At 44.6% G+C, this 25,233-nt stretch carries 22 protein-coding genes; 11 read left to right on the forward strand and 11 right to left on the reverse strand.

What is annotated here, in order from left to right; genetic code table 11:
* Positions 1 to 470 precede the first annotated feature (470 nt).
* Positions 471 to 1,709, forward strand: coding sequence for a cation:proton antiporter (locus FEM55_RS05635; protein ID WP_138280299.1), 1,239 nt, complete (start codon positions 471 to 473; stop codon positions 1,707 to 1,709).
* 130 nt (positions 1,710 to 1,839) lie between these two features.
* Positions 1,840 to 2,724 (forward strand): alpha/beta hydrolase, encoded by an 885-nt coding sequence (locus FEM55_RS05640; RefSeq protein ID WP_212748295.1) that lies wholly within the window; start codon positions 1,840 to 1,842, stop codon positions 2,722 to 2,724.
* A 996-nt stretch (positions 2,725 to 3,720) separates the two neighbouring features.
* Here the strand turns inward: FEM55_RS05640 and FEM55_RS05645 are convergent.
* A complete protein-coding gene (locus FEM55_RS05645) occupies positions 3,721 to 6,504 on the reverse strand; it encodes a DUF6797 domain-containing protein (RefSeq protein WP_138280300.1) in 2,784 nt (927 codons plus the stop codon).
* Between the two features lie 185 nt (positions 6,505 to 6,689).
* Here FEM55_RS05645 and FEM55_RS05650 point away from each other — a divergent pair, with 185 nt between their 5' ends.
* Entirely contained in the window at positions 6,690 to 7,988 is a 1,299-nt protein-coding gene (locus FEM55_RS05650) for an NCS2 family permease (protein ID WP_138280301.1), read from the forward strand.
* Between the two features lie 7 nt (positions 7,989 to 7,995).
* The gene (locus FEM55_RS05655) at positions 7,996 to 8,802 is read left to right on the forward strand and encodes a 5'-methylthioadenosine/adenosylhomocysteine nucleosidase (protein WP_138280302.1); all 807 of its coding nucleotides are present in this window, start codon (positions 7,996 to 7,998) and stop codon (positions 8,800 to 8,802) included.
* Positions 8,803 to 8,810: 8 nt separating this feature from the next.
* Here the strand turns inward: FEM55_RS05655 and FEM55_RS05660 are convergent, their stop codons facing one another.
* Positions 8,811 to 9,233 carry a BLUF domain-containing protein gene (locus FEM55_RS05660; protein WP_138280303.1) on the reverse strand — a complete coding sequence of 141 codons (423 nt, stop codon included), beginning with the start codon at positions 9,231 to 9,233 and terminating at the stop codon, positions 8,811 to 8,813.
* Positions 9,234 to 9,967: 734 nt separating this feature from the next.
* Between FEM55_RS05660 and FEM55_RS05665 the strand changes: the two genes are divergently transcribed.
* The 4 genes from FEM55_RS05665 (at position 9,968) to FEM55_RS05680 (ending at position 14,318) form a co-directional block, all read left to right on the forward strand.
* On the forward strand, positions 9,968 to 10,267 hold the full coding sequence (locus FEM55_RS05665) for a hypothetical protein (protein ID WP_138280304.1): 300 nt from the start codon (positions 9,968 to 9,970) through the stop codon (positions 10,265 to 10,267).
* A 231-nt stretch (positions 10,268 to 10,498) separates the two neighbouring features.
* Positions 10,499 to 12,847 (forward strand): PAS domain-containing sensor histidine kinase, encoded by a 2,349-nt coding sequence (locus tag FEM55_RS05670; RefSeq protein ID WP_138280305.1) that lies wholly within the window; start codon positions 10,499 to 10,501, stop codon positions 12,845 to 12,847.
* Between the two features lie 531 nt (positions 12,848 to 13,378).
* Entirely contained in the window at positions 13,379 to 13,654 is a 276-nt protein-coding gene (locus FEM55_RS05675) for an SWEET family sugar transporter (RefSeq protein WP_138280306.1), read from the forward strand.
* 49 nt (positions 13,655 to 13,703) lie between these two features.
* A complete protein-coding gene (locus FEM55_RS05680; protein WP_138280307.1) occupies positions 13,704 to 14,318 on the forward strand; it encodes a hypothetical protein in 615 nt (204 codons plus the stop codon).
* A gap of 108 nt (positions 14,319 to 14,426) precedes the next feature.
* On the opposite strand, the gene FEM55_RS05685 is transcribed toward FEM55_RS05680, so the two are convergent.
* On the reverse strand, positions 14,427 to 15,044 hold the full coding sequence (locus FEM55_RS05685; protein WP_138280308.1) for a hypothetical protein: 618 nt from the start codon (positions 15,042 to 15,044) through the stop codon (positions 14,427 to 14,429).
* 225 nt (positions 15,045 to 15,269) lie between these two features.
* Here FEM55_RS05685 and FEM55_RS05690 point away from each other — a divergent pair, with 225 nt between their 5' ends.
* Positions 15,270 to 16,142 (forward strand): manganese catalase, encoded by an 873-nt coding sequence (locus FEM55_RS05690; RefSeq protein WP_138280309.1) that lies wholly within the window; start codon positions 15,270 to 15,272, stop codon positions 16,140 to 16,142.
* Between the two features lie 225 nt (positions 16,143 to 16,367).
* The gene (locus tag FEM55_RS05695) at positions 16,368 to 17,144 is read left to right on the forward strand and encodes a TspO-related membrane protein (protein WP_138280310.1); all 777 of its coding nucleotides are present in this window, start codon (positions 16,368 to 16,370) and stop codon (positions 17,142 to 17,144) included.
* An 84-nt stretch (positions 17,145 to 17,228) separates the two neighbouring features.
* Here FEM55_RS05695 and FEM55_RS05700 read toward each other — a convergent pair whose 3' ends face one another.
* Positions 17,229 to 18,515, reverse strand: coding sequence for a sensor histidine kinase (locus FEM55_RS05700; RefSeq protein WP_138280311.1), 1,287 nt, complete (start codon positions 18,513 to 18,515; stop codon positions 17,229 to 17,231).
* A gap of 366 nt (positions 18,516 to 18,881) precedes the next feature.
* On the opposite strand from FEM55_RS05700, the gene FEM55_RS05705 reads away from it, so the two are divergent.
* Complete coding sequence (locus FEM55_RS05705) at positions 18,882 to 19,766, forward strand: response regulator (protein ID WP_138280312.1); 885 nt, start codon at positions 18,882 to 18,884, stop codon at positions 19,764 to 19,766.
* A gap of 20 nt (positions 19,767 to 19,786) precedes the next feature.
* Here the strand turns inward: FEM55_RS05705 and FEM55_RS05710 are convergent, their stop codons facing one another.
* From FEM55_RS05710 to FEM55_RS05735, 7 genes are all read right to left on the reverse strand, one after another.
* Positions 19,787 to 20,143 carry a hypothetical protein gene (locus FEM55_RS05710; protein ID WP_138280313.1) on the reverse strand — a complete coding sequence of 119 codons (357 nt, stop codon included), beginning with the start codon at positions 20,141 to 20,143 and terminating at the stop codon, positions 19,787 to 19,789.
* A 165-nt stretch (positions 20,144 to 20,308) separates the two neighbouring features.
* The gene (locus FEM55_RS24895) at positions 20,309 to 20,482 is read right to left on the reverse strand and encodes a hypothetical protein (protein ID WP_171036476.1); all 174 of its coding nucleotides are present in this window, start codon (positions 20,480 to 20,482) and stop codon (positions 20,309 to 20,311) included.
* Between the two features lie 985 nt (positions 20,483 to 21,467).
* Complete coding sequence (locus FEM55_RS05715; RefSeq protein WP_138280314.1) at positions 21,468 to 21,734, reverse strand: hypothetical protein; 267 nt, start codon at positions 21,732 to 21,734, stop codon at positions 21,468 to 21,470.
* 11 nt (positions 21,735 to 21,745) lie between these two features.
* The gene (locus FEM55_RS05720; protein ID WP_138280315.1) at positions 21,746 to 22,837 is read right to left on the reverse strand and encodes a M4 family metallopeptidase; all 1,092 of its coding nucleotides are present in this window, start codon (positions 22,835 to 22,837) and stop codon (positions 21,746 to 21,748) included.
* 133 nt (positions 22,838 to 22,970) lie between these two features.
* Positions 22,971 to 23,453: an inorganic diphosphatase gene (locus FEM55_RS05725; RefSeq protein ID WP_171036477.1), complete on the reverse strand. Its 483-nt coding sequence runs from the start codon at positions 23,451 to 23,453 to the stop codon at positions 22,971 to 22,973.
* 4 nt (positions 23,454 to 23,457) lie between these two features.
* Positions 23,458 to 24,234, reverse strand: coding sequence for an FRG domain-containing protein (locus tag FEM55_RS05730; protein ID WP_138280317.1), 777 nt, complete (start codon positions 24,232 to 24,234; stop codon positions 23,458 to 23,460).
* A 299-nt stretch (positions 24,235 to 24,533) separates the two neighbouring features.
* The gene (locus FEM55_RS05735; protein ID WP_138280318.1) at positions 24,534 to 25,124 is read right to left on the reverse strand and encodes a T9SS type A sorting domain-containing protein; all 591 of its coding nucleotides are present in this window, start codon (positions 25,122 to 25,124) and stop codon (positions 24,534 to 24,536) included.
* Positions 25,125 to 25,233 lie beyond the last annotated feature (109 nt).

Raw genomic sequence — 25,233 nt, forward strand, 5'->3', positions numbered from 1 at the left:
ACGGTCAGGTTCGAATCCTGTTTCACACATCCGGTTTGTTACTCTTTCAATTTAAATCGATTCGGTGCAGAGGCTGGATTAGTGTTTCCGGATGTTTGAAAATTGTTATACGATGCTATTTATTGTCATGTATGGTTGTTTGTAGTCATTTGTAGTTATGTATGGTCATATCATACATTTTTGATTTTGAGTATTCATAATGGCGGTTTCCGGTTTTTCTGAATATCTGGCTGAATTGACAAAGTTCTGGAAGGAACGTTTTTCTGTTTAGTACATCATCCTGTGCTATGGCAGACAGTACTGAAAACCCGGCCCTTTTGTTTATACGCTCGCCGTTCGGAAATTTTCCAGTTTTATAAAAGCAATTTTCAGACTGAACGCATGAACCGGAATGGTGTTTTAATAAGTTAAACGGGTTTAGCTTCCTTGCCAAACTGCGCAATTTATTCCCGAAATCCCAAAAACACCCCATGGATATATTGACTATTATTACATCTCTGATCATAACCAGTGCGGCATTTTCCTACCTCAACCAGCGTTTTCTCAGACTTCCGGGAACCATCGGCGTAATGACGATTTCCATTGTGGTTTCGCTCTTTATCATACTGATCGGCAAGACAGGATTTGAAAATTCCGGACTGATCAAAACGCTGACCTATAACATTGATTTTTCCAAAGTGCTGCTGGATGTCATGCTGGGATTTTTGCTGTTTGCCATGGCCATGCATTTTGACTATCAGGATCTTAAAAAGCTGAGAGCACCGGTGATATTGCTAAGTACCATTGGTGTTATTGTTTCCGCCGGTGTATTTGGCGGACTTTTCCATCTGGCAACCGTCCTCTTGAAAGTGGAAGTGCCGCTGATCTATTCATTTGTTTTCGGCGCACTGATTTCACCCACAGACCCGATCGCCGTTGCTTCCATTTTGAAGCAGTCCAGGATTCCTGCCCGGCTGGAAACCATTATTTCAGGTGAATCCATGTTCAATGACGCTGTGGGGCTTATCCTGTTTGTCACTTTGCTCAGCATTGCCGATCAGTCGCAGGAAAGTTTGTCGCTCATGCAATCACTGGTACTTTTTTCAGAGGAAGTCATCGGCGGTATCGTAATCGGTCTGATGGCAGGTTATGCGGGTTACCGGCTCATGAAATCAATCAGCGATTTTCAGACAATTTTTCTGATTTCAGTTGCACTTGTCTTAGGGCTTTCCGTTATAGCCGGACGTTTTCATGCCTCGGTTCCATTGTCTGCAGTTACCGCGGGACTGATTATAGGCAATAACCGCTTCGGAAGGTCGCATCCTGCCGAAGAATCCCTGAGCATGGTGTGGAAGTTGCTGGATGAAGTTCTGAATACGATTCTGTTTGTCATGATCGGTTTGCAGCTGATCATGCTTCCGTTTTTTAGCAATTACCTGCTCATTGGCTGTGTTTCGGTCGTTATCGTTCTTTTTGCCAGAATGATCAGCATTTCTATTCCTTCTATATTCATACTGCGCAGAATGAACCCGAGCAACCTTGCTATATTGACCTGGGCCGGACTGCGCGGCGGCATATCCGTTGCCATGGCGCTGCTGCTTCCGGCTTCTCCATACCGGGAAGCAATTCTGTCATGCTGTTATTTCATTGTGATCTTTTCAGTCATTGTCCAGGGCCTTACCCTGAACCGTGTTGTAAACAAATTTGCAGACGACAAGGATCTGTTGTAATTGTTTTTTTAAGCAAGCCGCTCATTTTGGAAACAAAAACGATTCGGTTTACAGGGTATAAAGGACATCGGGTATAATATAAGCAGATCGGGCTTTTCTGTTCTATACACCTGTAACACAGCAATCTTTTATGAAATTTACAAAAATGCGGTATCCCGCGCCGGTCTGGTTTCTTGCATTGTCCGCTTTCTATTTACTGCCCGCTTCCGGCTTTTCACAAACTGCTTCAAACATCATTCCATTATGGAAAAACGGACCTCCCGGATTTGAGAAAAAGTCGGCAGAGCCGGAATCTGCCAAGGATTACTGGGTTAAAAATATCCATAATCCGTCCCTTCAGGTATTTCTTCCGCCAGCTGGAAAGGCCAATGGAACGGCAGTTGTTGTTTGTCCCGGCGGCGGTTTCCGGCTGCTGGTTTACAATGCTGAGGGCGTTGAGCCGGCAGCATATCTTGCCAGACTCGGCATTACGGTTTTTGTATTGAAGTACCGGCTTCCGCGCGAAGAAGGCTCACCCTACTCGCTCGACAAGCATCCGCGCGAAGATGCGCTGCGTGCGGTACGGCTGGTTCGGAGCCGTGCCAAAGAATACGATATTGATACAGCACGTGTCGGAATGCTCGGATTTTCAGCTGGCGGAGAAGTCGTTGCTGCTGTGGCATATGCTTCCGGAAAAGGCGATCCGGCTGCCGAAGACCCGATTGACAGGCTAAATGGGAAACCTGATTTCCAGATGCTTGTTTATCCCGGTCCGCTCGGGATTCCGGACGTCGTTCCTGCGGACGCGCCGCCTGCTTTTTTACTGGCCGCCAACGACGATCCGTGCTGCGGCGTCACTACGGCCAGTCTTCTGATCAAGTACAGGGAAGCCAAGCGGCCCGTTGAAGCGCATCTTTATACCAAAGGCGATCACGGGTTCAACATGGGAAACCGTTCTGAACTCCAGAGTATCAAATCCTGGCCTCAACGAATGGCAGACTGGCTCAGCGACAGCGGTTATCTGAAGAAAAATTGAGATAGCTGTTGGCTTTCTGTTTTCAGTACATTATGTGCGGCTAGATTTATTTTGCCCCCTAGAAGCATCCTGTCAATTAAAAAAGGGAATCCCGGCCGGGGTTTATTATTTCCAATTACACATTTCATTTCCTAGAAACAGGAAACCGCTCTGCGGTTATGCTCCGCTCCGGAAGAGCTCCCTGTTTGTAGCAAATTGCGTGAGACGTTATTTTGCTCCGCAGGAGCATCCTGTCAATTGAAAAAGGAAACCCCGGCCGGGGTTTATTATTTACAATTACACATTTCATTTCCTAGAAACAGGAAACCGCTCTGCGGTTATTAGCAGCTCCGCAGGAGCTCCCTGTTTGTAGCAAATTGCATAAGACGTTATTTTGCTCCGCAGGAGCATCCTGTCAATTGAAAAAGGAAATCCCGGTTGGGGTTTATTATTTCCAATTACACATTTCATTTTCTAGAAACAGGAAACCGCTCTGCGGTTATGCTCCGCTCCGGAGGAGCTCCCTGTTTGTAGCAAATTGCATAAGACGTTATTTTGCTCCGCAGGAGCATCCTGTCAATTGAAAAAGGGAACCCCAGCCGGGGTTTGCAATTTGCAATTTCAACTTTTTCTATAAAAAGGAAACCGCTCTGCGGTTATGCTCCACTCCGGAGGAGCTCCCTGTTTGTAGCAAATTGCATGAGACGTTGATTTTGCTCCGCAGAAGCATCCTGTCAATTGAAAAAGGGAACCCCGGCCGGGGTTAGCAATTTACAATTTCAACTTTTTCTATAAACAGGAAACCGCTCTGCGGTTATTAGCAGTTCCCGTAAAGCTGCTAGCTATAAGCCTTTATTTACCAACTATTTAGCTAATTGCCTCTATCCAATCACTAACAACAAAAGACTAAAATGGCCAAGTTAAAGACCAGTAAAAACGAACAAAAAATGACCGAAAATCATTGATTATAACGAATAACAACCAATGACTGAAAGCCAGCAGCTAAAAGCTAACAGCTTATTTCAACGATTTGATAAACAATGTAACGGATTCAATGTCGGAATCAGACAATATGCCGACGAACGAAGGCATTTCTTCATTGTAACCTTTCACGATTTTTTTGCCCGGAGTCAGAATGGATTCACGGATGTACTTTTCATCTGCAATGGCTGTTGTGCCGTCCTCAAAATGCCTTTCCGATTTGTACAGATGCTGAAAAGGCGGACCGTACATACCGTCCGTTTTCAGTCCTTCCGAATGACAGCCGGAACATGCCATTTTCTGGAACAATGCTTTTCCTCTTGCTGCCGAAACGGCCTCTTCTTTTTCTGCCTCAGCCGGCTCTTCCTGTTTTTTTACCGCAAGCAGCGCCAGATCCACATGCTGAAATCCAAAATCCTTTGCATTCAGTTCAGACATATTGTTTACAGTAAACCAGAAACTGTCGTGCATTTTCTTGCCGTCTTTGGCTTTTAGCCGGTAAGCAACGTCCATTTGCATGATTTCGGTCATATCCGGCACAAGCAGCAGTATTTTCTTGCGGTCGGCTGACAAATAGGAGGCTGCAACCGTCATCGTCTCTTCCCCCGAACTGCCGTTTGTTTTAAAATGTCCTGATCCATACTCTTCCGTACGCTGGTAATTCCATCTTTTCACATCAAAATTGGAAAGGTCCACAGCATTTTTGTCATCTAGTTCGGTATCAAAACCGAGAACAATTCCCTGCTTCACAGCCCGGAACTCGTTAGGCATGTAACTTGGCTTTCCTGTATAACGTAGCCTCAGCAATGCACTGATGCCGTTGGAACTGGAACCCCAGAGATTGAAACCGGCAATATACAACTGACCATCAGCCGGATTGATTGCCCCTTTGGATGTCGGGGCCGGATAATCGGCATGAATAACAGCGACGCCGCCCTGAATCACACGGGAAGAACTGTCGATCAAAACCCTGAACAATCCTGGCCGTCCGAATGAAAAATGGATCAGGCTGCCGTTCAGCGGCCCCATTTTATTTCCCGTAATCCACGCCTGCCCGAGACTCGAACGATCCACACTATGCGGAATCCAGGTCAGCGGCGGCGCAACTTCGGGATTATCCTTGCGGTGCATAGTGGGTTCCACACCATAATAATCGCCTTTTTTGATCCAGAAAATCGGAGATGAAGGCACAAAGTTACCCTGCTGGTCGGTAGCCGTTAAAATTCCTTTTTCGGGATGTATTCCAAGGTAAGGACCCCGGAAGCCGGTTGCAATGACTTCAAACTGCTTTCCGTCCGGCGAAATACGCAGTACGGTTCCATTCTGCTGCGAGCCTGCACGAAAGCCTTTTCCGGCCTTGTCAGTCATGCCCGGACCGTTGTCCAGGCTACCGCCTTTGGCAATGTAAAAGCTTTTGTCAGGCGCATAAACCATATCTGCAGCCCATTCCCTCGACTCGGGCGATTGCTCCATCACGTTGGAGAAATTCTCATAAAAATCGGCTTCACCGTCTTTGTTCAGGTCATGCAGTCGAACGATTCCTTCCCTTCCGAAAACATAGATCGTATCTCTAATTACCTCCACGCTCATCGGCTCGTGCAGTCCGGAGGCAAACCTGCGCCATTTGATATCCTGAAGATCGCGGTTAATCCCTTCAATCGTCCACACGTCCCCTTCAAACGTTACGGCAGCGGCCCGGCCGTTACCGAAAAAAGCGATATCCGCAACCCGGACGTTTCTTTTCCAACGGTTTGGGAGCGGCAATGCAAGCTGGTCTGTTACGAATGCAGCCGTATCCGGAGCCAATTTTCCTTTCGTTACAGCAGCCTCGCCCCAATGCGCTGCTCCGCCTTTTCTGAATTCGGGCAGGTTTATACGTGTTTTAACACACCATTTTTCAAAAGCAGCCAGCTGACTTGCGGGTCCTTTCCAGATGGCCAGGGAAGCTTCCGGTTTTTTATCCGAAGCAACGCGGACGGTCAGGTAACGATCAGCCGTCACCTCGGGTGTGAGCATGGAATGACCTTTCCCCAGAACCCCGATTGCCGTAACCGAATCTTTGCCGGAGCCGTGATAAACGTAAGCCACGCCCCCTTTTGTCGCACCGGAATTTCCGTTCACAACCTCGGCAGCAGTCAGGTAAAGATCATTTTTCACATTACTTATGCGGAAAGCCCTCGTAAAAACCGTCTGATCTGAAAACTTTTCGCTGCCCGGCATTTCGTACACTTCCGCATTTCCGACGGTATAATGAAGTACAGCTTTGTTTCCATAAACAAAAACCCCGCTCCATCTGCCTTTTTCCGCCGGCATCGCTTTCCAGAGTGGCTGAGTTTTAGTGCCTGATGCTGCAATTCTGCCGGTAAAATCCGGCTTGCCGGTTGTCCAGCCGGGATACGAACCCGTTGCGATTGCAGGGTTGCCGGTTACAGTCGGGATCTGGTTATTTTTGTTGAAAAAATCCTTGTATGAAATCTGCGCCATCAGAACCATCGGCAGGAACTTGCCCGTCCATGCTACAGACCATCTTAACAGATCGGTATCAAAACAGACATAAGCGCTGTCGCCCAGCGTCAATGCAAGCGTTCTGGCTGCGATGTTATCGTCCGGAAAATGCGTCCCGAGTTTTCTTGCATCCATGGAAGTCGAAATGAAAGGAAAACCGGGTTCTGAAAACGAGTTCAGTTCAAGGGTATCAGCCGCACCGAAACTGCCGTTTTTGCAACCCGTGTAACCAAACAGAAATACCGAAGCCAGAAACAGCATTCCGAGCCAGATAATACCCAGATTTTTGTAGTTGCTTTTAAAATAGGAAAACATATTGTTATGAGGAATTTAGGAATAAGCTTAAAAGTCCGGAACGCTTTGGTTCTTACTGGAAAGCCCTGCCAAAATACTATTTAAATAGCAAATGCCACTGCATCCGCACGGCAAAATCCGGTTCGCATCTTCAACGATTTTTAAAAACAGGCACTAACCGGTATATTTGGAAGAAACCCGCTGCTATGTTCTCCTTTTTTGAACTGAAGAAAAATAATATTTCACTTTCTACAGAAATCCTGGCGGGCGTATCGTCATTTCTGGCAACAGCTTATATCATCGTTGTCAATCCGTCCATTTTAAGTCAGACCGGCATGCCGTTTTCGGCTGTTCTTACGGCAACGGTACTGGTTTCATTTTTCAGCAGCCTGATGATGGGCATTTATGCGAACAATCCCATACTGGTTGCACCCGGAATGGGGCTCAATGCATTTTTCACTTTTACAGCGGTATTTGCTGAAAAACTGAGCTGGCAGGTTGCGCTGGGAACCGTTTTCTGGTCAGGTGTTTTCTTTCTGCTTCTGTCTGTTTTCAATATCCGGTCCTACATTGTAAAAGCCATTCCCAAGGCACTCCGGTTTGCAATAGCTGCCGGAATCGGGTTGTTTATTACACTCATCGGTTTTGCAAATGCCCGATTTATCGTTGCCAATCCGGCCACGATGATCAGCCTCGGCAACCTGAATGCTTCCACGCTTACGTTTATCGCCGGCTTGCTCCTGACCGTTGTTTTACTGATCCGAAAAGTAAAAGGCAGCATTCTGATCGGGATTGTGCTTACGAGCCTGCTCGCATGGCCGATCGGCAGATGGTGGGGCGGCCCGGAAACGGTTGTTACGATCGGTCAGATTGTTTCCAAACCGGATTTCAGCCTGTTGTTTCAGCTGGATATTGTTAATTCACTTCAATGGAGCCTGGCACCGATTATACTGGCATTTGTATTCACCGATATGTTCGACAGCCTTTCCACTTTCGTCGGACTGGCAGAAGCGGCCGATCTGCTGGATGAAAACGGAGAACCGCGCAATCTGCAGAAGTCACTGATTGTGGATGCATTTTCCACAACCGTCGCCGGATTGGTGGGCAGCAGTCCGGGTACCGCTTACATCGAGTCCGCGGTAGGAATAGAACAAGGCGGAAAAACCGGCCTCACAGCCGTTACAGGTGCTTTTCTCTTTCTTCCGTTTCTGTTTTTATCGCCTCTGATCAGCGCGGTTCCTGCCATTGCAACGGCACCGGCTCTGGTTCTGGTCGGTGTGTTTATGATGAAACCGGTTGTCAAAATAAACTGGAACCAGTTGGAAGAAGCGTTTCCTGCTTTTATAGCCATGGTGCTTATTCCTTTTACTTATTCCATCACACAAGGCATCATATGGGGATTTCTGAGCTGGACGGCGCTGCATATTGCAACCGGAAAAATCAGGGAAATCAGCCTTGCTTTGTGGATTATTAACGTATTTGCGGTTCTCGCACTCCTTTTTTAAACCAACAATGAAAAAGAATTTACTGCTTGTTTTGTTTTTTATCAGCACTTCCATTCTTCACGCTCAGGATATTACAGGCATACTCGGTGCTTTTCCGCCTGAACTCGTTCTGCTGGAAAGTAAAATGGAACATAAAAAAGACACGCTGATCGGACAAATGCGGTTTATAAAGGGCATTTTGAACGGCAAATCCGTCGTACTCGCGCAAACCGGAATCGGGAAAGTGAATGCAGCCATTGCTACCACGCTGATGCTGGAACATTTCAGGCCGAGAGAAATTGTTTTTTCAGGCATTGCCGGCGGCATTGATCCTGCACTTTTTCCGGGAGATATCGTAATCGGAACGCAGGTTACCTACCACGACTACGGTGCGATTGAAGATGGCGGCATGCAGTACACTCCTACCCGAAATCCTTTTAATATGGAAGCCAATCCGGTTGTTTTCAGCTGTGATTCAATGCTGGTCCAAAAAGCAGTTGCTGTTTCCCGTAACCTGGTTTTCACCAAGATAAAAAGGGAGAACGGTAGTTTTTCACCGTCTGTAAAGAAAGGAGTTATTGTTACCGGCGATGTATTTGTATCATCTGCCACAGCCACGCAGCGGTTACGGAAAGACCTGAATGCAGCAGCCACCGAGATGGAAGGCGCCGCCATCGCACAAACCTGTTTTCAGCAGCACACGCCTTTTCTGATTATCCGCAGCCTGAGCGACAATGCCAATGACAAAGCCAGAAACGATATGCAGGCGTTTTACAAGATTGCTGCTGAAAATGCCGCTACGCTGGTGATGGCCGTCGTGGGAAATCTTAAGTAAAGCTGCACTCAATTGCGGTAATTATTTCTGTAAAACGTTTTGATCAGATCAATCACAACATTCTGGTTTTGCAAATCTCCGGCATACGGGTTTTTTACAATCGGCTCAATTTCCTTAATATGGCTGAATTCCCTGGCCGTCATGGTGCTGTAACCCATCGACCACTTTTCGAATGACCGTCTCGGTATATTTTGCATATACAACGGAATAACCTGCGTGTGCCTGCGGTCGCGGCTGATGACGTTGTAAAGGGATCTGACCTTTTCTTCGTCTCCTTCCAGCACCTGAATGATGCTTCCGTTAAAATAAAGGAGTACGCCGGTAATATTGTCCGAAGCGTTTTTAGTCCGGCTTTTTTGTAAAATCGTTAACAGTTCTTCCTGAGAAAGCAAGTCTGTTGATGAACTGAGATATACGATGCAATAATCCATTATGACGACTGTTTGTTGCGAAATCCGATAAAAAAGTCAGTGCAAGCTATTAACAAATAAGTAGAAGAACTTCTAAAACCCTATTTATATTTTCGAACTGACAATCCATTCCAAAGAACAGAAATATACGTAACTATTATGTTGTCCGATAAAAATCAATGAATTTCGGTGACCGGAATACCGTCTTAACCTGTAATCGAACAATGATTTTGAATAAGAACGGTGAAAATAGGCCGGACATGTTCGGAACAAACTTCTAAAATAATCATGCTTGCGATTCCATTCAGCTAAATTACCTTTTTCTGATAAGGAAAATTGATTTTTCAAGGCTTATGAGATGGTTTGTACTGCAATTCTGAACTTGTTTTGGACAGCTAAAATAATTCATTTGATTACCACAATAAATCGCAAAAATTAGAAATTAATTCTAATCAATTGTAGTATAATTAATTCTTATCAATTAAATTTCGGATGGCTTGGGTTTATTCCGTTGTTTTTCAATTCTGTGAATGATCTCTGAATGATTGAAGGACATGGAAATGCCTGATTCATAATTTTAGGTAGTATTATATAAAGGAAGTTCTCCATGAGGGCTTCCTTTCTGTTTCTGTCGGGAAGTACGCACTGATGATCAGAAAAGTACAGAAGTTTTCTGTTGTTTGTAAATAAAGAGGAATGTCGCCGTAACTGGTATGATTTTTCAGCAACGAACTGTAAATAGGCACTCTTTGATTATGAATTCTGCAGAACAAAAAGATTTTGAATATGTTACACCTACCGACGAGGAAATCAACGATACGGTTGCAGCGATCAGTGAAATACTTTCCTCAACCGATACATTTCAGTCCGAAAACAAGGATTTGCACGAAGGCTACGAAGAAGCAATACGACTGCTGACTTCCCGGAAAAACAGTTATGACGAAATCAACCCGGCCCTGGCAAGTACAAAGGGAAAAGCGGTTGCCGTACTGGCGGTCAAATACCTGAACGGCGAATGCAGCAAAGCAGTTTTAACGGGCTTGTCTGTCAAATAACCGCTTGTTGCTGTCTTCTGTTTCGAATTAACCATTATGTTTCCATTGTAAAATACACTTTCATGACAGAAAGTATAAATAATTTGCTTTTATTGAAGTGATTAATGAGCTGCATTTGGCAGTTCGGGCTGAAAACCGGCATCCGGAGTCGATCATATGGCATTGATTTGATAGCAAAATAAACCCGAAGTTAATCAGCTAATGTAAAAAGCAACCTTTATTCCATTCCATATGGACATAGAAGATCAGGGATATCAGAGGCTCAGTCAACTTTTTAACCGCTTGCCCAATGGAGTTATTCTGTACAAAATACTCGGTAATGAATCAGGCATGCCTTATGATTTCAAAGGAATTTACGCCAACTTAAAATCCGAAGACATTTTTGGCCTGCCCGTAGATCGTATCCTGAACAGCACGCTGAGCGAACTGAACGCGGACTTTGAGCTTTTGCTCGAACATTGCCGATTGGCAGCAAACAACCGGCAATCCATCTCCTTTTCCTGGGAGCGGAATTATGCAGCCTACAACGGCTTTTCCGCAGCCGTCCGCTGGATCGACGTACATATTGAAATGCTGGACGAAGACCTCTTTTGCTCGTTCACAGACGCTACCGCCTACAAGCAGGCCGAACTGGAAGCCCACCGGAATGCAGCGGCTTTACAGTTTGTACTTGATTCTACCCAGTCCGGGGTAATATTGTACCGGCCGGTTTATGATGGTAAAAAACGGATTACAGATTTTGAAATGCTTGCCTCCAACCAGGAAGCATCCGGCGCTTTCCTTTCAGATCAGTTTGTACAAACCCTTTTACCCATCGGAAACCGGAGCGAACTTTACCCGGTTTTCAAGGAAGTCGTTGAAACCGGCAGGTTCCAGCGTTTTGAACGGCTTTTTCAATGGCAGGAAACCGAAGTCTGGTATGAAGTTACGGCCAGCCGGACTTACGAAAAAAGTAATGCTTCCAATCTTCTGAGGCTTACTTTCATTGATATCACCAAAAGGAAGAAAGCGGAACAGGAAAAATTCAAGAACCTGATATTACTGCAGCAGACTGAAGATCTGGCCAATGCCGGCAGCTGGGAATACAACCGTACAACGGAAACGTATACCTGGTCCCCGGGAATGTACCGGTTATTTGGACTGACACCCGGGACGGAAGTCACACCGGAAATATACATTTCCTTATCGGTTGAAGAAGACCGCGACATTGCAAACCGGATTGTGAACCAGATGCAGCACGGCCTGCATGCGTTTGAAGAAGTGCTTACCATACAGATCGGTGATTCCAGAAAAACCATCAAGGTAAAAGGTGAAACGCTCAATATGGGAAAAGACGTAATGATCTGTTCCCTGGGAGTTGATCTTGACATTACGCAGCTGATTGAAACGCAGAACAGGATTACAAGAATTGCGGACAATCTTCAGGCGGTGCTGAATTCATCTCCGGCTTTCATCGGTATGCTGAAGGCCATCCATCATCCTGACGACCATGCGGAAATTGTGGATTTTGAACTGGTTGTGGGCAACCAAAAACTGGCGGAATTTTATCATCAGCCTTTACCGCAACTGGCTGGCATGCGTGTAAGCAATCTGGCCGGAAAACTGTGGCAGGAAAAAACGGTGGACAACTTGCGTTCGGTTTACCTTTCTAGGGAAACCATGTACCTTGAATACCAGATTATTTCCGAAGATGGCGAAGATCAGTGGCTTGCCGTATCCATAACGCGGCAGCAGGAAGGCGTTATACTGACCGGACTGGATATTACAGCCCTTAAGCATGGCCAGGAACAATGGATACAGCAACTTGAACGCTCGGACACCAACCTGAAATCACTGGATGAACTCAAGGAATATCTGAAACAGCGGGGCGAATTGCTTCGTTCGACGTCCCATGATCTTCGGGGGAATTTTGGAGCCATTGCCAGTCTTGCAACGCTTCTGATGATGACGTCTTCTGAAGAGGACCGCTCCAAAATGCTTGGAATGCTGCAAAGTACCATTGCGCAAGCCACCAAAATGCTTACGGATCTGCTGAACTATGCACGTCTCGAGTCTGGCAAGGAAGCACGGAACATCAGCCTCTTAAATGCTTCCGAAGTATTGACCAATCTGGGTGAAAGCATCAGGCCGTTTGCCATCGAACGCGGACTGGATGTGCGTATGAACAGCAATCCCGAAATCATAGTCGAAGGCGACGAACTTAACATGCTCCGGATTGCACAGAATCTGCTTCTCAATGCCATCCGATATACCGATTCCGGTTTTGTTGAATTAAGCTGGGGGTTCGGGGAAACGGAACAATCCTGGTGGTTTAAGGTAAAAGACAGCGGGCCGGGCTTTCCCGTGGAATTTGTAAAGGAATGGGATCAGTATAAAACAGCTCAGCTTCCCGAAAGTCCGGCACGAAATGCAGAAAACGAATTGCAGGATCCACAGATTTCCTGGACGCCGCTGCACGGAGAAGGAATCGGACTGAGCATTGTAAGGCAGCTCGGACAGTTGCTGCAAGCAACTATTTCTTTGAAAAGCAGCCCGGAAACCGGCTCGGAATTTACTGTAACCTTACCGTCAAAGTATTGATTTCAGCAATTTGATTCCTTTGACAATTTCAAAATTTTATTGAATAATTTCTTTTCAGCTTTATTGTGGATTTGATGCCACAATCTATAACACCCCACAAATCAGCAATTTGCGGAAACAACAATGTCCGCCGCCACTGTTCATGTTCTCTTCTGAATCCTGTCCCGTTTTCAGCCGCCTTCCCGCTATGTTTGCAAACTTGCACGCATGTCACGGGCTTCGGCAATCCTTCTTACGAAAAAAATCAAGATCGAAACAAATCTGCAACTTGGACGCTTCCTTCAGATGCGTTCGGAACAACGTATAATTAAACAGATTATCAGTTGTTCGGATTGGCAGGAGTTTTCATTGCCTTTTTCAATCCCGCTGGTACTTGTTTACACAAATAAGGAACCGCAGGATTACAGATTTAATCTGGTATGCATTTTTAACAGACTCAGACCGAAATTGATTCTTCAACCCGCATTGTTGAACATTTCTGTATAGCCGGTTTGATACGGAATGGACAACGAGGTATTAAACAAATCATAAATGGATTTTATAGAAGGGCTGGGATTAGCCGCCGGGATTTGTACATCATCCGCAATTATTCCACAACTGGTTACTACCATCAAAAAGAAAAAAGCGAGCGATGTTTCAGCACTGATGTTTATTGTTCTGCTCACAGGAAATGCATTGTGGGTTTATTACGGAGTTGACAAAAAAGATATTCCCATAATCTCGACCAACATTTTCACCTTGCTGCTGAACATTGCAATGCTGTTTTTAAAAGTAAAATACAAGAAAAATGAAAGTGACAAAGAATAATCCATAACAGCACGCCGGAAGAAACTGGTGTCCTTAATTACCCGAAACAATGGAAGAAAAAAATTACACGAACGTCATTCCAGGGCAAAAGGAAGGCGAAATCATCCATGCTGAGAGCTTGGTTGAAACTGAAAACGTCCACATGGCAAAAAAACGGTTTGAAAGTGCAAAACTGAAACTGCTGGACGTTAACAACTGGCAGAAACAGGCCGGCAAAGCACTCGCGGCATTTCAGCTTACGGATGCAGCCGGAAATGATGTTACAGGTCCGGTACAGGAAGGATATTATTTCAAGATCGATATTCCCGGGCCCGGATCCAATGCAGGAGAAGGTTTTGACTGGGTCAAGGTTGAAAAAATGGAAGAATATCAATCCGGTGACGTTGAAAGTATCGCAATCCGGGTAAGGCCGGCTTCCAATCCGGCGACGGATAACAATGAAACAGCTCATTTTTATTCCAGCGATTCCACCAGCACATTTACCGTTACAAGAGAAGGAAACAAAGTAACTGCTGCCGTTTATGACCGGAATACCAAAGCCAATGCGGAGTCAGATGGGATTATTGATAAAATCAGAGATGTACTTGTTGGCATGGTCGGAATTGCTACTTTCTCTGAAATGCAATGGAAAAGTCTTACAAACGGCCTGATCGCTGAGGATTGATTCCAATTTTGCAAATACAGCAACGACAAATAAAAAATGCGGACAGAATTGAAATTTCTGCCCGCATTTTTATTTGAGTTTTCTTAATCTAGACTCCGGCTGTTGTTATCAGTTTGGAGTAGAACCCGATGTACCTGAACCGGAAGTTCCTGAACTGGATGACGAACTGGAACCGCTCTGGTTTTTACGCTGTTTTTTCGAGTTTTTTTTGTTGGAATCCATATCAGTGCTGGTTCCTGACGAAGAGTTCAGACTTCCGGAACCTGTGGAAGTCCCTGCTGAGCCTGTTGAGCCGGAACCGGTTGTTCCTGTACCTGTTGAACCCGTAGTGCCTGTTCCTGTAGAACCTGTGGATGATGACTGTCCGCTTGTTCCCTGAGACTGGCCACTTGTTCCCTGCGACTGAATGGAACTTTCTGAATTAGATGTACCCTGATTTTGAGTACCTGTTCCCTGAGAGCTGGTTCCCTGTATCGATCCGGCCGACGAATTCATATTTGATTGTGTCGCACTGCTTCCTGTTGTTCCCGATGAACTGTTGTCGGACTGTACTCCGCTTGTTCCTGTACTTTGTGACTGTCCGGAAGTTCCCTGTGTTCCTGTTGTGGACCCGGTACCTTGCGTAGTCCCTTGTTGAGACGATGAGCCGGAAGTACTGGTCTGTGCATATACAGTTCCGGTAAGTACCATTAAAAATGTTGCGATGCTTATGGTTATCTTTTTCATTATGATTCTGATTTTTATGATGGAAGTAATAATTAATTTGTTGATGTCATGAAGGTTATAAAAACTGTTCCAGCAGAAAAGTACGTTTTGTTTTAAATTGATCCTTCCCGTTTTTTCGGTATGCCTGAAAAACTTCACATAAAGTTCATTTGAAACCTTCCTGAGGTGGTACAATTTTTTACAAGGCCACTACCTGAAAATTTTATCACCTTAACTGTTAATCATATGTTTTATCATGACGGAAAGCTTCAGTACAATGTAAGAGTAGATAAACCGAACCCTGAATTTGCAAGGTTACTTCAGCAGGCCATCGGCGGCATTGAAGGTGAAATGCGTGTTTGTCTTCAATACCTTTTTCAATCCTGGAATTCAAGAGGCCCGGTGAAATACAGGGATATGCTGATGGAAACCGGAACCGAGGAAATTGCTCACATTGAAATGCTGGCCACAGCTGTTTGTCTGAATCTGGAAGGCTCATCTACTGCGGTAAAAGACGAAATGGCAAAGAGCAACCCAATGATTGAAGCTGTAATGGGCGGCCGCGATCCGCGTCATATTTTGTCTGCCGGACTTGGCGCAATGGCATCGGATGCGAACGGAGTGCCGTTTAACGGTTCATGGATTGTAAGCAGCGGAAATATTGCAGCAGACATGTATGCAAACGTGATGGCCGAGGCAACCGGGCGTGTACTGGCTACCCGATTATACGAACTTACCGACGATTCCGGTATGAAAGACATGCTTTCTTTTCTCATTGCAAGAGATACCATGCACCAGAATCAATGGATGGCCGTATTGGAAGAACTTGGTGTCAATGCCTCGCACCCGATTCCTAACAGCTTCCCTGAAAGTCTGCAGAACAACGATGTCAGCTATACATTCTTCAGTACAAGTGTAGACGGAAATACCTCGGCACAAGGCCGGTGGACACAGGGTACTTCGATTGACGGAAAAGGCGTGTTCCGGATGGAACGAGCAGTTCCTACCGGCGGTAAGCCTGTACTGGCACCTGCCGACAAGGAAGTACATGCGCAGGTTGAACAAGGCGTAAAGCCGGACAGCGGTTTTATTGATCAGGTAAAAGACTTTTTAAGCTGAAAAATGCCTGCATTTTTTTAAAAAGCATAAAATGATAAGTATTGTAAAGCGCGAAAAGACCGGTTAATCCGGTCTTTTTTCATAAATGCAGAATCTTATCCACTCATTTGAATTCACTGAGAAATCATGAGCCTGAACATGGCCGCCAGCCAGATAAAGCCAATGGCAGGAAAATTATAGAAACAGTATAAAGTAACTTTAAACTGTGGCATATTAAAAAAACGAATGAAAAAAACACTTCAGATTTCCAACATCCTAGCACTGCTGGTTACGATCATTATGAATTACCTTTCCAATACGGGTATTTTCAATGGAAATACAATGGCAACAGTTTCGGCCAGATACCAGAATTCCTTTACACCTTCCGGATATGCGTTTTCAATCTGGGGAATCATATATCTGGGATTGGCGGCCTTTGTAATTCATCAGAGCAAGGGTTTAGTAAAAAAGAGTGATACGCCGCCTGTTGTTTCGAAAATCGGATGGCTTTTTGTTGTTTCCTGTGCCGCCAACTGCGCCTGGATCCTGGCATGGCTTTACGATTTCACGGGTATGTCGGTGATAATCATGGCTATTCTGCTGTTTTGCCTCCTGCGCATTGTGCTTGCCACACGAATGGAACTGGATACGCTTCCCTTGAAAAAAGTAGCGCTGGAATGGTGGCCTTTTTCCATTTACACCGGCTGGATTCTTGTGGCTGTTATTGCCAATGTTGCGGCTTATCTCACCAAACTAAACTGGAACGGCTTCGGGATTTCCGGTGAAAGCTGGACAATCGTCATGATCTGTGTGGCTGCGGTCATTAACCTTTATCTGATCTGGAGCAGGAATATGCGCGAAACGGCACTTGCGGGTGCCTGGGGTATCACTGCGGTCGCCGTTGCCAATTGGAATGAAATGCATTTGATTGCTTATACAGCTATTATTGCAGCCGCGGTTCTTGTCATCAATGCCACGGTTCATGCATACCGGAACAGAGGAAATTTCTTTACGCTGCAATGATCAGCAATAAAAGTACATGACGGCGTCATGTACTTTTATTGCTGGCCAAAGAACCTCCTTTTTTTCAGCGTACTTGATCCGGTTCTACATGACCGTTGAAGGTTCCTGCCGCATCAAAAATTTGATCCTCACCAACGTTCCTTTGCCGGGAGCACTTTCTATATCCATCGTCGCTTTCATCAGTTCACATATTTTCTTGACGATATACAGGCCCAGCCCTTCACTTTCCTTCATATTGCTTTCCTGTACTTTCTCTACCGGATTGCTGTTTGGCGGCGGCTGAACCATCTGAGCTTCCTGATGGCTGGCGCTGTTTATAACAATAGGTTTCAGATGTTCTGCCAGCAATGCGGTACGACTATTGGCAGAAAAACCCGGTCCTGTATCCTGTACGCTCATGATCCATCGTGTTTCGTTTTCCTGTGCCCATGTTATATATATTCCACCCTCTTCAGTATATTTCAGGGCATTGTGAATCAGATTTTGTAAAATACGCTGGACTTTTACCGGATCACTGGATACTTCAAAGCCTTTGGTACCTTCGGCCTGAAGAAACAATTTGCGGTTTTCAGCCAGCGGACGGGCACTTTCAACCGTTTTACTGATCAGACTTGCTACATCGAATTTTTTAATATCCAGTGACTCCTGCCCTGCTTCAATCCGTGTAAAATCGGTCAGTTGCATCAGCATTTCTCTGATGAACGACAGGTTTTTATTCAGCATGTTCATCAGCTGTTCACGTTCGTTTTCAGTTCCGGGCATTTCCAGCAACTGGGAAGCCATCATCAGAATACTGAAACTGGAACGCAGATCGTGCGAACTGTGCCGCAAATGCTCGCTACGCTGTTTGCCCAGTTCCAGAAGCTGATTCAGTGCATTTTGCAGACTGGCAGCCTGTTCCGCAGCTGTTGCCTGTCTGAGTTCCTGATAATAGGAAACACTTCCCCGGGTAGATTCTGAATAAAGCCGAAAAACTTCCCTGTAAACTCTGGAAAAAGCATCCGGATGCAGGCCGTCAACAGTCTCGTTAAAAAGCTGAATTTCTTCCAGCAATACGGAAAACAGATGTTCCATTTCAATAACCAGATCTGAAAGAGGGTACCCCGACTGCCAGCGGTGCAGGCCATGCTCATTGGCTATCGTAACCGGGTCGGAAAGCACGGGTTCATGGTTCAGGCGCTGATGCAAAACGTTGAGCAAAACAGGTATCTGATCATTAAACTCCTCCCGGGTAAAACTGCTTTTACTGCTCAGGACAGGATCTTCTTCGCATACATTGCGCCATCTGGTCAACAGAATTTCCCGTCTACTTTGCAGAAACTCGACCAATTTACTCATTTCATTATCGTTATCCGATTTTGTTTTAGCCATAATTAGCTTCTTGTTTGTTTTTTTAGCTGTGTAAAATGGATATTCAAACTATTGCAAATTTATCTTCAAATGGAATGCCTGAAAGGATATTTTATCTTGTAACCAAATTAATAAAGCACCTATACAGCCGATGCACTGTATTTCCAGCTTCCGAGCCGGACTAATTGTAATTTCCCGGTAACACAGTTTTACAAATTTTCTGCCAGCACTTTCGGTTATAATACAACGAAATATAAAATTATTTTCTCCTTTGTTAAATTAAGTAAACTCATTCTGTCAAATCATTTTGAATGTTTTAACTTGCGAATTGTAAATATCATTCAACTTACGAAGGATATTTCAAACTCAATAAAGGCTGGTTACCTGATGATTTCAGAGATAAAAAATACCAAGATTTACATCGCCGATGATGACGAAGATGACCGTATGCTGATACGGGTGGCGATTGAAAACGTAGTGCAAAATGCAACGGTTATTGAAGCAGTTGATGGTACGCAGCTTTTGTCCATGCTGAGTAATGAAGAAACCGGAAGACAGCTGGTCATTATGGATATGAACATGCCACAGATGAGCGGGCTGGAGACGTTTGAAATTATCAAATCCAACGATAGCACAAAGCACATTCCGGTCATTATGGTATCCACCGCATCCAGTCCTCATTTGGTAAAAGAAGCATATGATCATGGAATCAATGCGTATATGACAAAACCGTTATTTGCCAGTGAATACCAGAAAATTGCCCATCTGATCAACCTTTGTTACCTTAATGACCATTCGTCAGTGCTGCCGAGTTCGGCGGGTAAGTACATGCAGCAAAAAAATATTCTTTTAATTGAAGACAACAGCGACCATCGGACCCTGATGAACATGGCATTAAAAAACAGCGTGCCTCAATCAAACATTATCAGTGTAATGGACGAAACCAGCGCCATAGACTTTTTCACTTCTGTATGGAACAACCTCGCTCCTCTTCCGGACCTTATTCTTCTGGACCTGTACCTTCCAAACAGACAGAATGGTCTCAATCTGCTTGAACTGATCCGGAACTTTCTGAAAACCCAGAATTTAAGGAATGTACCGATTATTATACTCAGCAATTCTGACCATCCCGACGATATTGCAGAATGTTATAGGTGTAACGCCAATGCCTATATGATCAAGTCACAGGACCCTCGGACGTGGTATGCGTATTTTTCCAATTTGTGCCACTTGTGGCTGGAAATAATCAACTTGCCGGTTATGGGCAGATAAGCATCGGAGATAATTCCAGTTTATTGCTTCTGGTTATCCGCTACTTCTCCTGACATTCTCAAGGCACTAGCCAATGCTGCAAGCAAAGACGGCATTTCACCTTCAGTTCCCATGTCCGGTGCCAGAACAGCCACTTTCCCGGCAATCTGGTTCATTTGTGATGTTATATTTGCTTCATTAACAGGTTGTTCCTGTAACAAAGCTTTTAACTTCTTGATCTCTTCTGCAATGGGTCTGGTATTCTCCGAACTTTGCAGCGGGTCTATCCATTGATCTGCGAGTAAAATTCCTTTTTCAGCAGTGAGTGTATCGGTTCCTGCCATCAATTGAGCAATCGTTTCTTCCAGCAATGCCGTTATATCAGCTAAATTTTCCATTCTAATTGTTTTTTATACAGTCTGTTATTTGGTAAAAAAAATCAATCCTAACGCTCATTGACCATTACAATGATTGATTCCTGAAATACGGGATAACGGTACTGAGTACAGGTTGGATAATCTTGATGCTGACAGTGCAATCAAGTGCATTTATTCGAGCTAAAATCAGGATAACCTTACAGAATAGATCGGCTTAAGGATACGTGGTCTTTTGCCTTCTTTTTTTACAGGCTGTGTTGAATAAGTGGAAAGAAACGGATTAGTGCTTTCTTTGTATTGGTTCATGCTGTCAGCGTAATCGCTCATGCCTATGGTTGTAGTCTTATTTGTAAATTCCATTTGGTTGTTGTTTTGTTTATACCAGGAGTATTTATAAAACCGTGCCTGCATGTTTTACTACAACTTTGTTTATGCAATTTTTTATATGCCATTTTCCGTCATACATGATTTAAAAGAACAATAATAACCGAAGCTTTAAGTAACTTATTGAAAACTAAAAAGTTATTGCCTTCATGTATGGCATGAAACAGACAGCACCATTTTTGATTCCTTCTTTAAAAAATTTCCCCCACACGTGTGTAATTGCCGAAATTTCATTGTTCAAAATGCTGCACACAGGTAAACACCCCCAGTGCAGTTGCCTGTTTGTAGAAAGCGTAAAAATACATGAATTGGATTCGAACCTCGGAGAGGTTTCCGGACAATAACAAAAGGATGCTCCGCCCGAGCAAAAAATCGTAAATACCGCATTGAATTGGCTGCAAACAGAAAGCTCATTCAAAGCTACTACGAACCGCGGAGCGGTTGCCTGTTTGTAGAAAATGTAGAAATACATGAATTAGATTTGAACCTCGGAGAGGTTTCCTGACAATAGCAAAAGGATGCCCCGCCGAAGCAAAAAATCGTAAATACCGCATTGAATTGACTGCAAACAGAAAGCTTATCCGGAGCTACTGCGAACCGCGGAGCGGTTGCCTGTTTGTAGAAAATGTAGAAATACAGGAAATGGATTTGAACCTCGGAGGGGTTTCCTGACAATAACAAAAGGATGCTCCGCCGGAGCAAAACCGCAAATACCAGATTGAATTGGCTACAAACAGAAAGCTTATCCGGAGCTACTGCGAACCGCGGAGCGGTTGCATGTTTGTAGAAAATATTGAAATACAGGAATTGGATTTGAACCTCGGAGAGGTTTCCTGACAATAGCAAAAGGATGCTCCGCCGGAGCAAAACCGCAAATACCAGATTAAATTGGTTACAAACAGTAAAGCTGCTCCGCGGTTCGCGCGATCCGCGGAGCAGCTTTACTAAGGTTTAACTTAAATTACTCCTTTTTGAATTTTAAATTTTCCTTCAGTTCTTCAAAGGTCTTTTTATATGGAGCAGGAATTTTTTGAAGATCGACCGGAACGGATCGGCCGTTTACTTCCAGATAGTGACTGGTAGCATCTCTCTCATTCAGACTGGCACTTACATTTCTGGCAATATTCTCGAGCAGCTTATTCACTTCCTGATCCGACCAGTCAACTTCCGCCGTTGCTTCTTTCATCACCGGCAACAAACCTCCAAAACGCTGCAACTTTATTTTCATACCTCTAATGATTATACCTTCGCTTCCTTCCAGCCGTCAGATATCGCTTTGGATTCCAGACTTCCCGTCCCAAACAACAAATCTGCCTTTTGCAGCGTCGCCTCTTTAAAGGCAGCAAAGTCTGTGTTTTCAGAAACCATCGAATTGTCGGTTAAAGCTGCGTACCAGATTCTTCCGGCTTTCTCCCATGAAAAACCACCCAGATTAAATGCAGTTACGTAAAAAGCAAAATTGGGAATTCCTGAATTGATGTGCACACCTCCCCAGTCGCCCCTTTCGGTATCCGGCAACGATACAAATTGATCATAAGTGGCAGGCTGCGGGTCGGTACCGAGATCGGGATGATCCACGTATGCCGTTCCCGGTGCTTTCAGACTGCGGAGTGCATATTTGGATCCTTTTAAAACATTTTCTCCGATAAGCCAGTCCGATTGCTTTGCATCCTGATTCAGCAAACGCTGTTTGATCATGATTCCGAATACATCCGAAACCGATTCATTGAGCGCCCCGCTTTGATTATGATAGACCAGATTGGATTCATATTGTGTGACGCCGTGTGTCAGTTCATGGCCAATGATATCCGCGTCAGCGGTAAAACTGTCAAATATGGTTCCGTCTCCGTCGCCATAGACCATTCTCATCCCATCCCAGAAAGCATTGTCATACTGATTCCCATAATGGATATAATGCTTCAGTATCATACCCAGGTTATCCACAGAATTGCGGCTGAAAATTTCGAAATACAATTTCCAGGTAGCCGTTCCGGCTTCGATCACATTCAATGCATCCTGGTCCAGCCCTTTTTTGGGTTTTCCGTTCTGCCAGATCAGTTTGGCATCGCCCAGAACCGTATCATGCTGCATATCATAAACATGCATTTTCATAGCCGGTTTTTTCAACCGCTTTGCCGGCGGACTTAATACAGAACGCTGCGTTTCATTAAGCTTGCTGAAAAAGGACCGGTCGCTACGGAATCTGGAATTACGCAGTTCATCATCAATGACATTCGGCAGTTTACTTTTACTGGCTTCCGACAGTAATTTCTCTGAAATGTAAGGTGGTATAATACATCTGACCGGGTTATGCGAATCGTGGCTGCACATAGGATATGTTTTTAGAAATGTATTCAAGCACTTGTTCAAAAATAATAATTATTGTTCCAGCACTTGTACGATTAGCCGGTCTTTTGTTCGGTTGAATAAAAAAGAATACACGCCGGTTGAAAATGGATTTTCCCTACCCTTTCTGCTCTGTAATCAGCCGGAATGATTCCTCCGAACCAATGGTTTCAAAAGGGTCAAATTCTTTTCCCGCCTGCTCATTATAGTTTTTAAAAAAACTTCTTAACTGTTCCATGACTCGCTCGGGCAACTGGTTCACACCGGTTATGTCCCTGAATAGTTCTGACACAACGGGAACGCCCAAGAACCGGTCGTTACGCATCTTTTTCCCATTTCTTTCCGTTTGTAAAGCCTTTATGGCGCCAATAATCCTGCATTCCATTACACAGCCCGGAAAACTCCGGAATTCGGAAATCACAATGATATCGAGCGGATCGCCGTCTTCTCCAAGTGTCTGGGGTATAAAGCCGAAATCAAACGGGAACACCATACCGGCAGGTAAAATCTTTACGAGCCTGAACAACTTCATTTCCGGATCGTAATCATATTTCTGACCGCTGCCTTTCGGACTTTCGATAATTGCTGTTATATTATTCATTCGTTTACATACTGATTTGCATTTGATTACTACAGGAAAACAGATCCTGCTTGCTGGCATGCTGGTACAGGTATTCCCAGTTGAGGTAATGGCACAAACCCGAAAGTTCTGGAAACAGCGTATGCGCGTTGAACCCGAGCATATTCAGATGATCCATCAGCATGCGTTTCATGCCCGGGACAATGGTAAATTCAATCACATTCAGCTTTACATCCTCGTCGGTCTGCATGGGACTGAAGCCTTTGTTTTCTTCTGAATACGGATGTACCGTAAACCAGCCTGATTGGGCAATGATCCGCTCGTTGTTAAAGGAAGGCCGCAGGACTTTCAATTCTTTAATGGTAAACGGCGAGTTGAATTCTTCCTGAAGCGGCATCTGATCCTTATCAATCACCTGATCATTACTTCCCATAAAAGCATACACAAATGACGGTGTTTCTGAATCGTCTATATCCCGGATGGCAAAGTACAATGCCACCAGCGGATTGCTTGACCAATCCAGCAACCGCGTTTTAAGTCCGTAATGCTGTGCCAGGATCAGAAGCTCCCATTCTTCAGCCATGGTATTGGGCAAAAGCAGTTTGCCCCTGTTTTTTAATTCCATGAGCATCCTTTTTTCAATTGCGGTAATGTCATCCTTATGAAAATACCTGGCTATGGATGGAACCAGCGGTGCGTTTACGCGCTGGCCTCTGAATATCAGGAAATCAGAACCATTCTTCCTCAAACCTACAATTTCCCGTATAAACTGGTCAATTGCAGTTATTTCTACTGATTTCATAGATGCACTTTTATTATTTTAAAAATCTTTTCGGCACCGTTGCTATCAATAATTATTCCAGAAACTGTTTTTTCCGGCATTGTGCGGTTTTAGTTCAATTTTCATTTCAAACAAAAATAGCGGGCCCAAAATGGATCCGCTATTCAATTATAATATATGACTCATCAATTCAAACAAACTGCTACTACGAAAATTTACGATTTCTTTACGTTCTTTTAATCAGGTCTGCGATGCCGGCATTTGCCGGATTGTTTTTAGTGTGATGTATGTATTATTGTTTTTAGTGTGATGTGTGTATTTTAGTTGGTGTGCAACACTTTCAATGTCTGAGAAAAGTCCTCGCAGCTTACTTTTACAAGCAGGATGCCGGTCGATAGCTGCGGCACATCCAGCGTGTACGATTCGGTTGCCTGGTTTTTGGCAACCTGTTTTTTCACCAGCGAACGTCCCTGCAAATCGTAGATTTCGATCGTCGGATTGCTGTTCATCGGGCCTGTGATCTGCGTCATGACTTTTCCTGCACGTACCGGATTGCCCAGGATCACGGCTTCCCACTTGGCCTCTACTTCGCTTTCACTGGCCTGAACGGCCGGCAAAAGAAACGATCTGGATGTTTGCTGCTCGATGAAAACCGTCAGGTTTGTAACGCCGTCCTCAGCCGTGTAGCGGATCACGCAGGGTTCCGCAGGGATCTGCAGTTTGCCGGTTTCGTTGCTGATTTCGACAATTTGTTTTTTGCCGTCTACAACGAAGGCGTACTTGCCGTCAGCCACGGGCATCTGGATGGTCAGAGGCTTTGTTTTGGTAAATAAAGGTGCACTGAAAGAGGAGGATAAAGAAGTAACGATCAGTAAAACAATGAAGAGGAGGTTTTTACGTGCAGTGTTCATGTCAGTATTATTAGCAGGTGTTGTTTGATTTGATGATTCAAAATTAGGCACAAGCCCGACCTGAAAACATGACCTACATCATACTGAAAACTAACTTTAATTGACTTAT

It is taken from the genome of Dyadobacter sediminis, from assembly GCF_005860765.1.
GTDB classification, from domain to species: domain Bacteria; phylum Bacteroidota; class Bacteroidia; order Cytophagales; family Spirosomataceae; genus Dyadobacter; species Dyadobacter sediminis.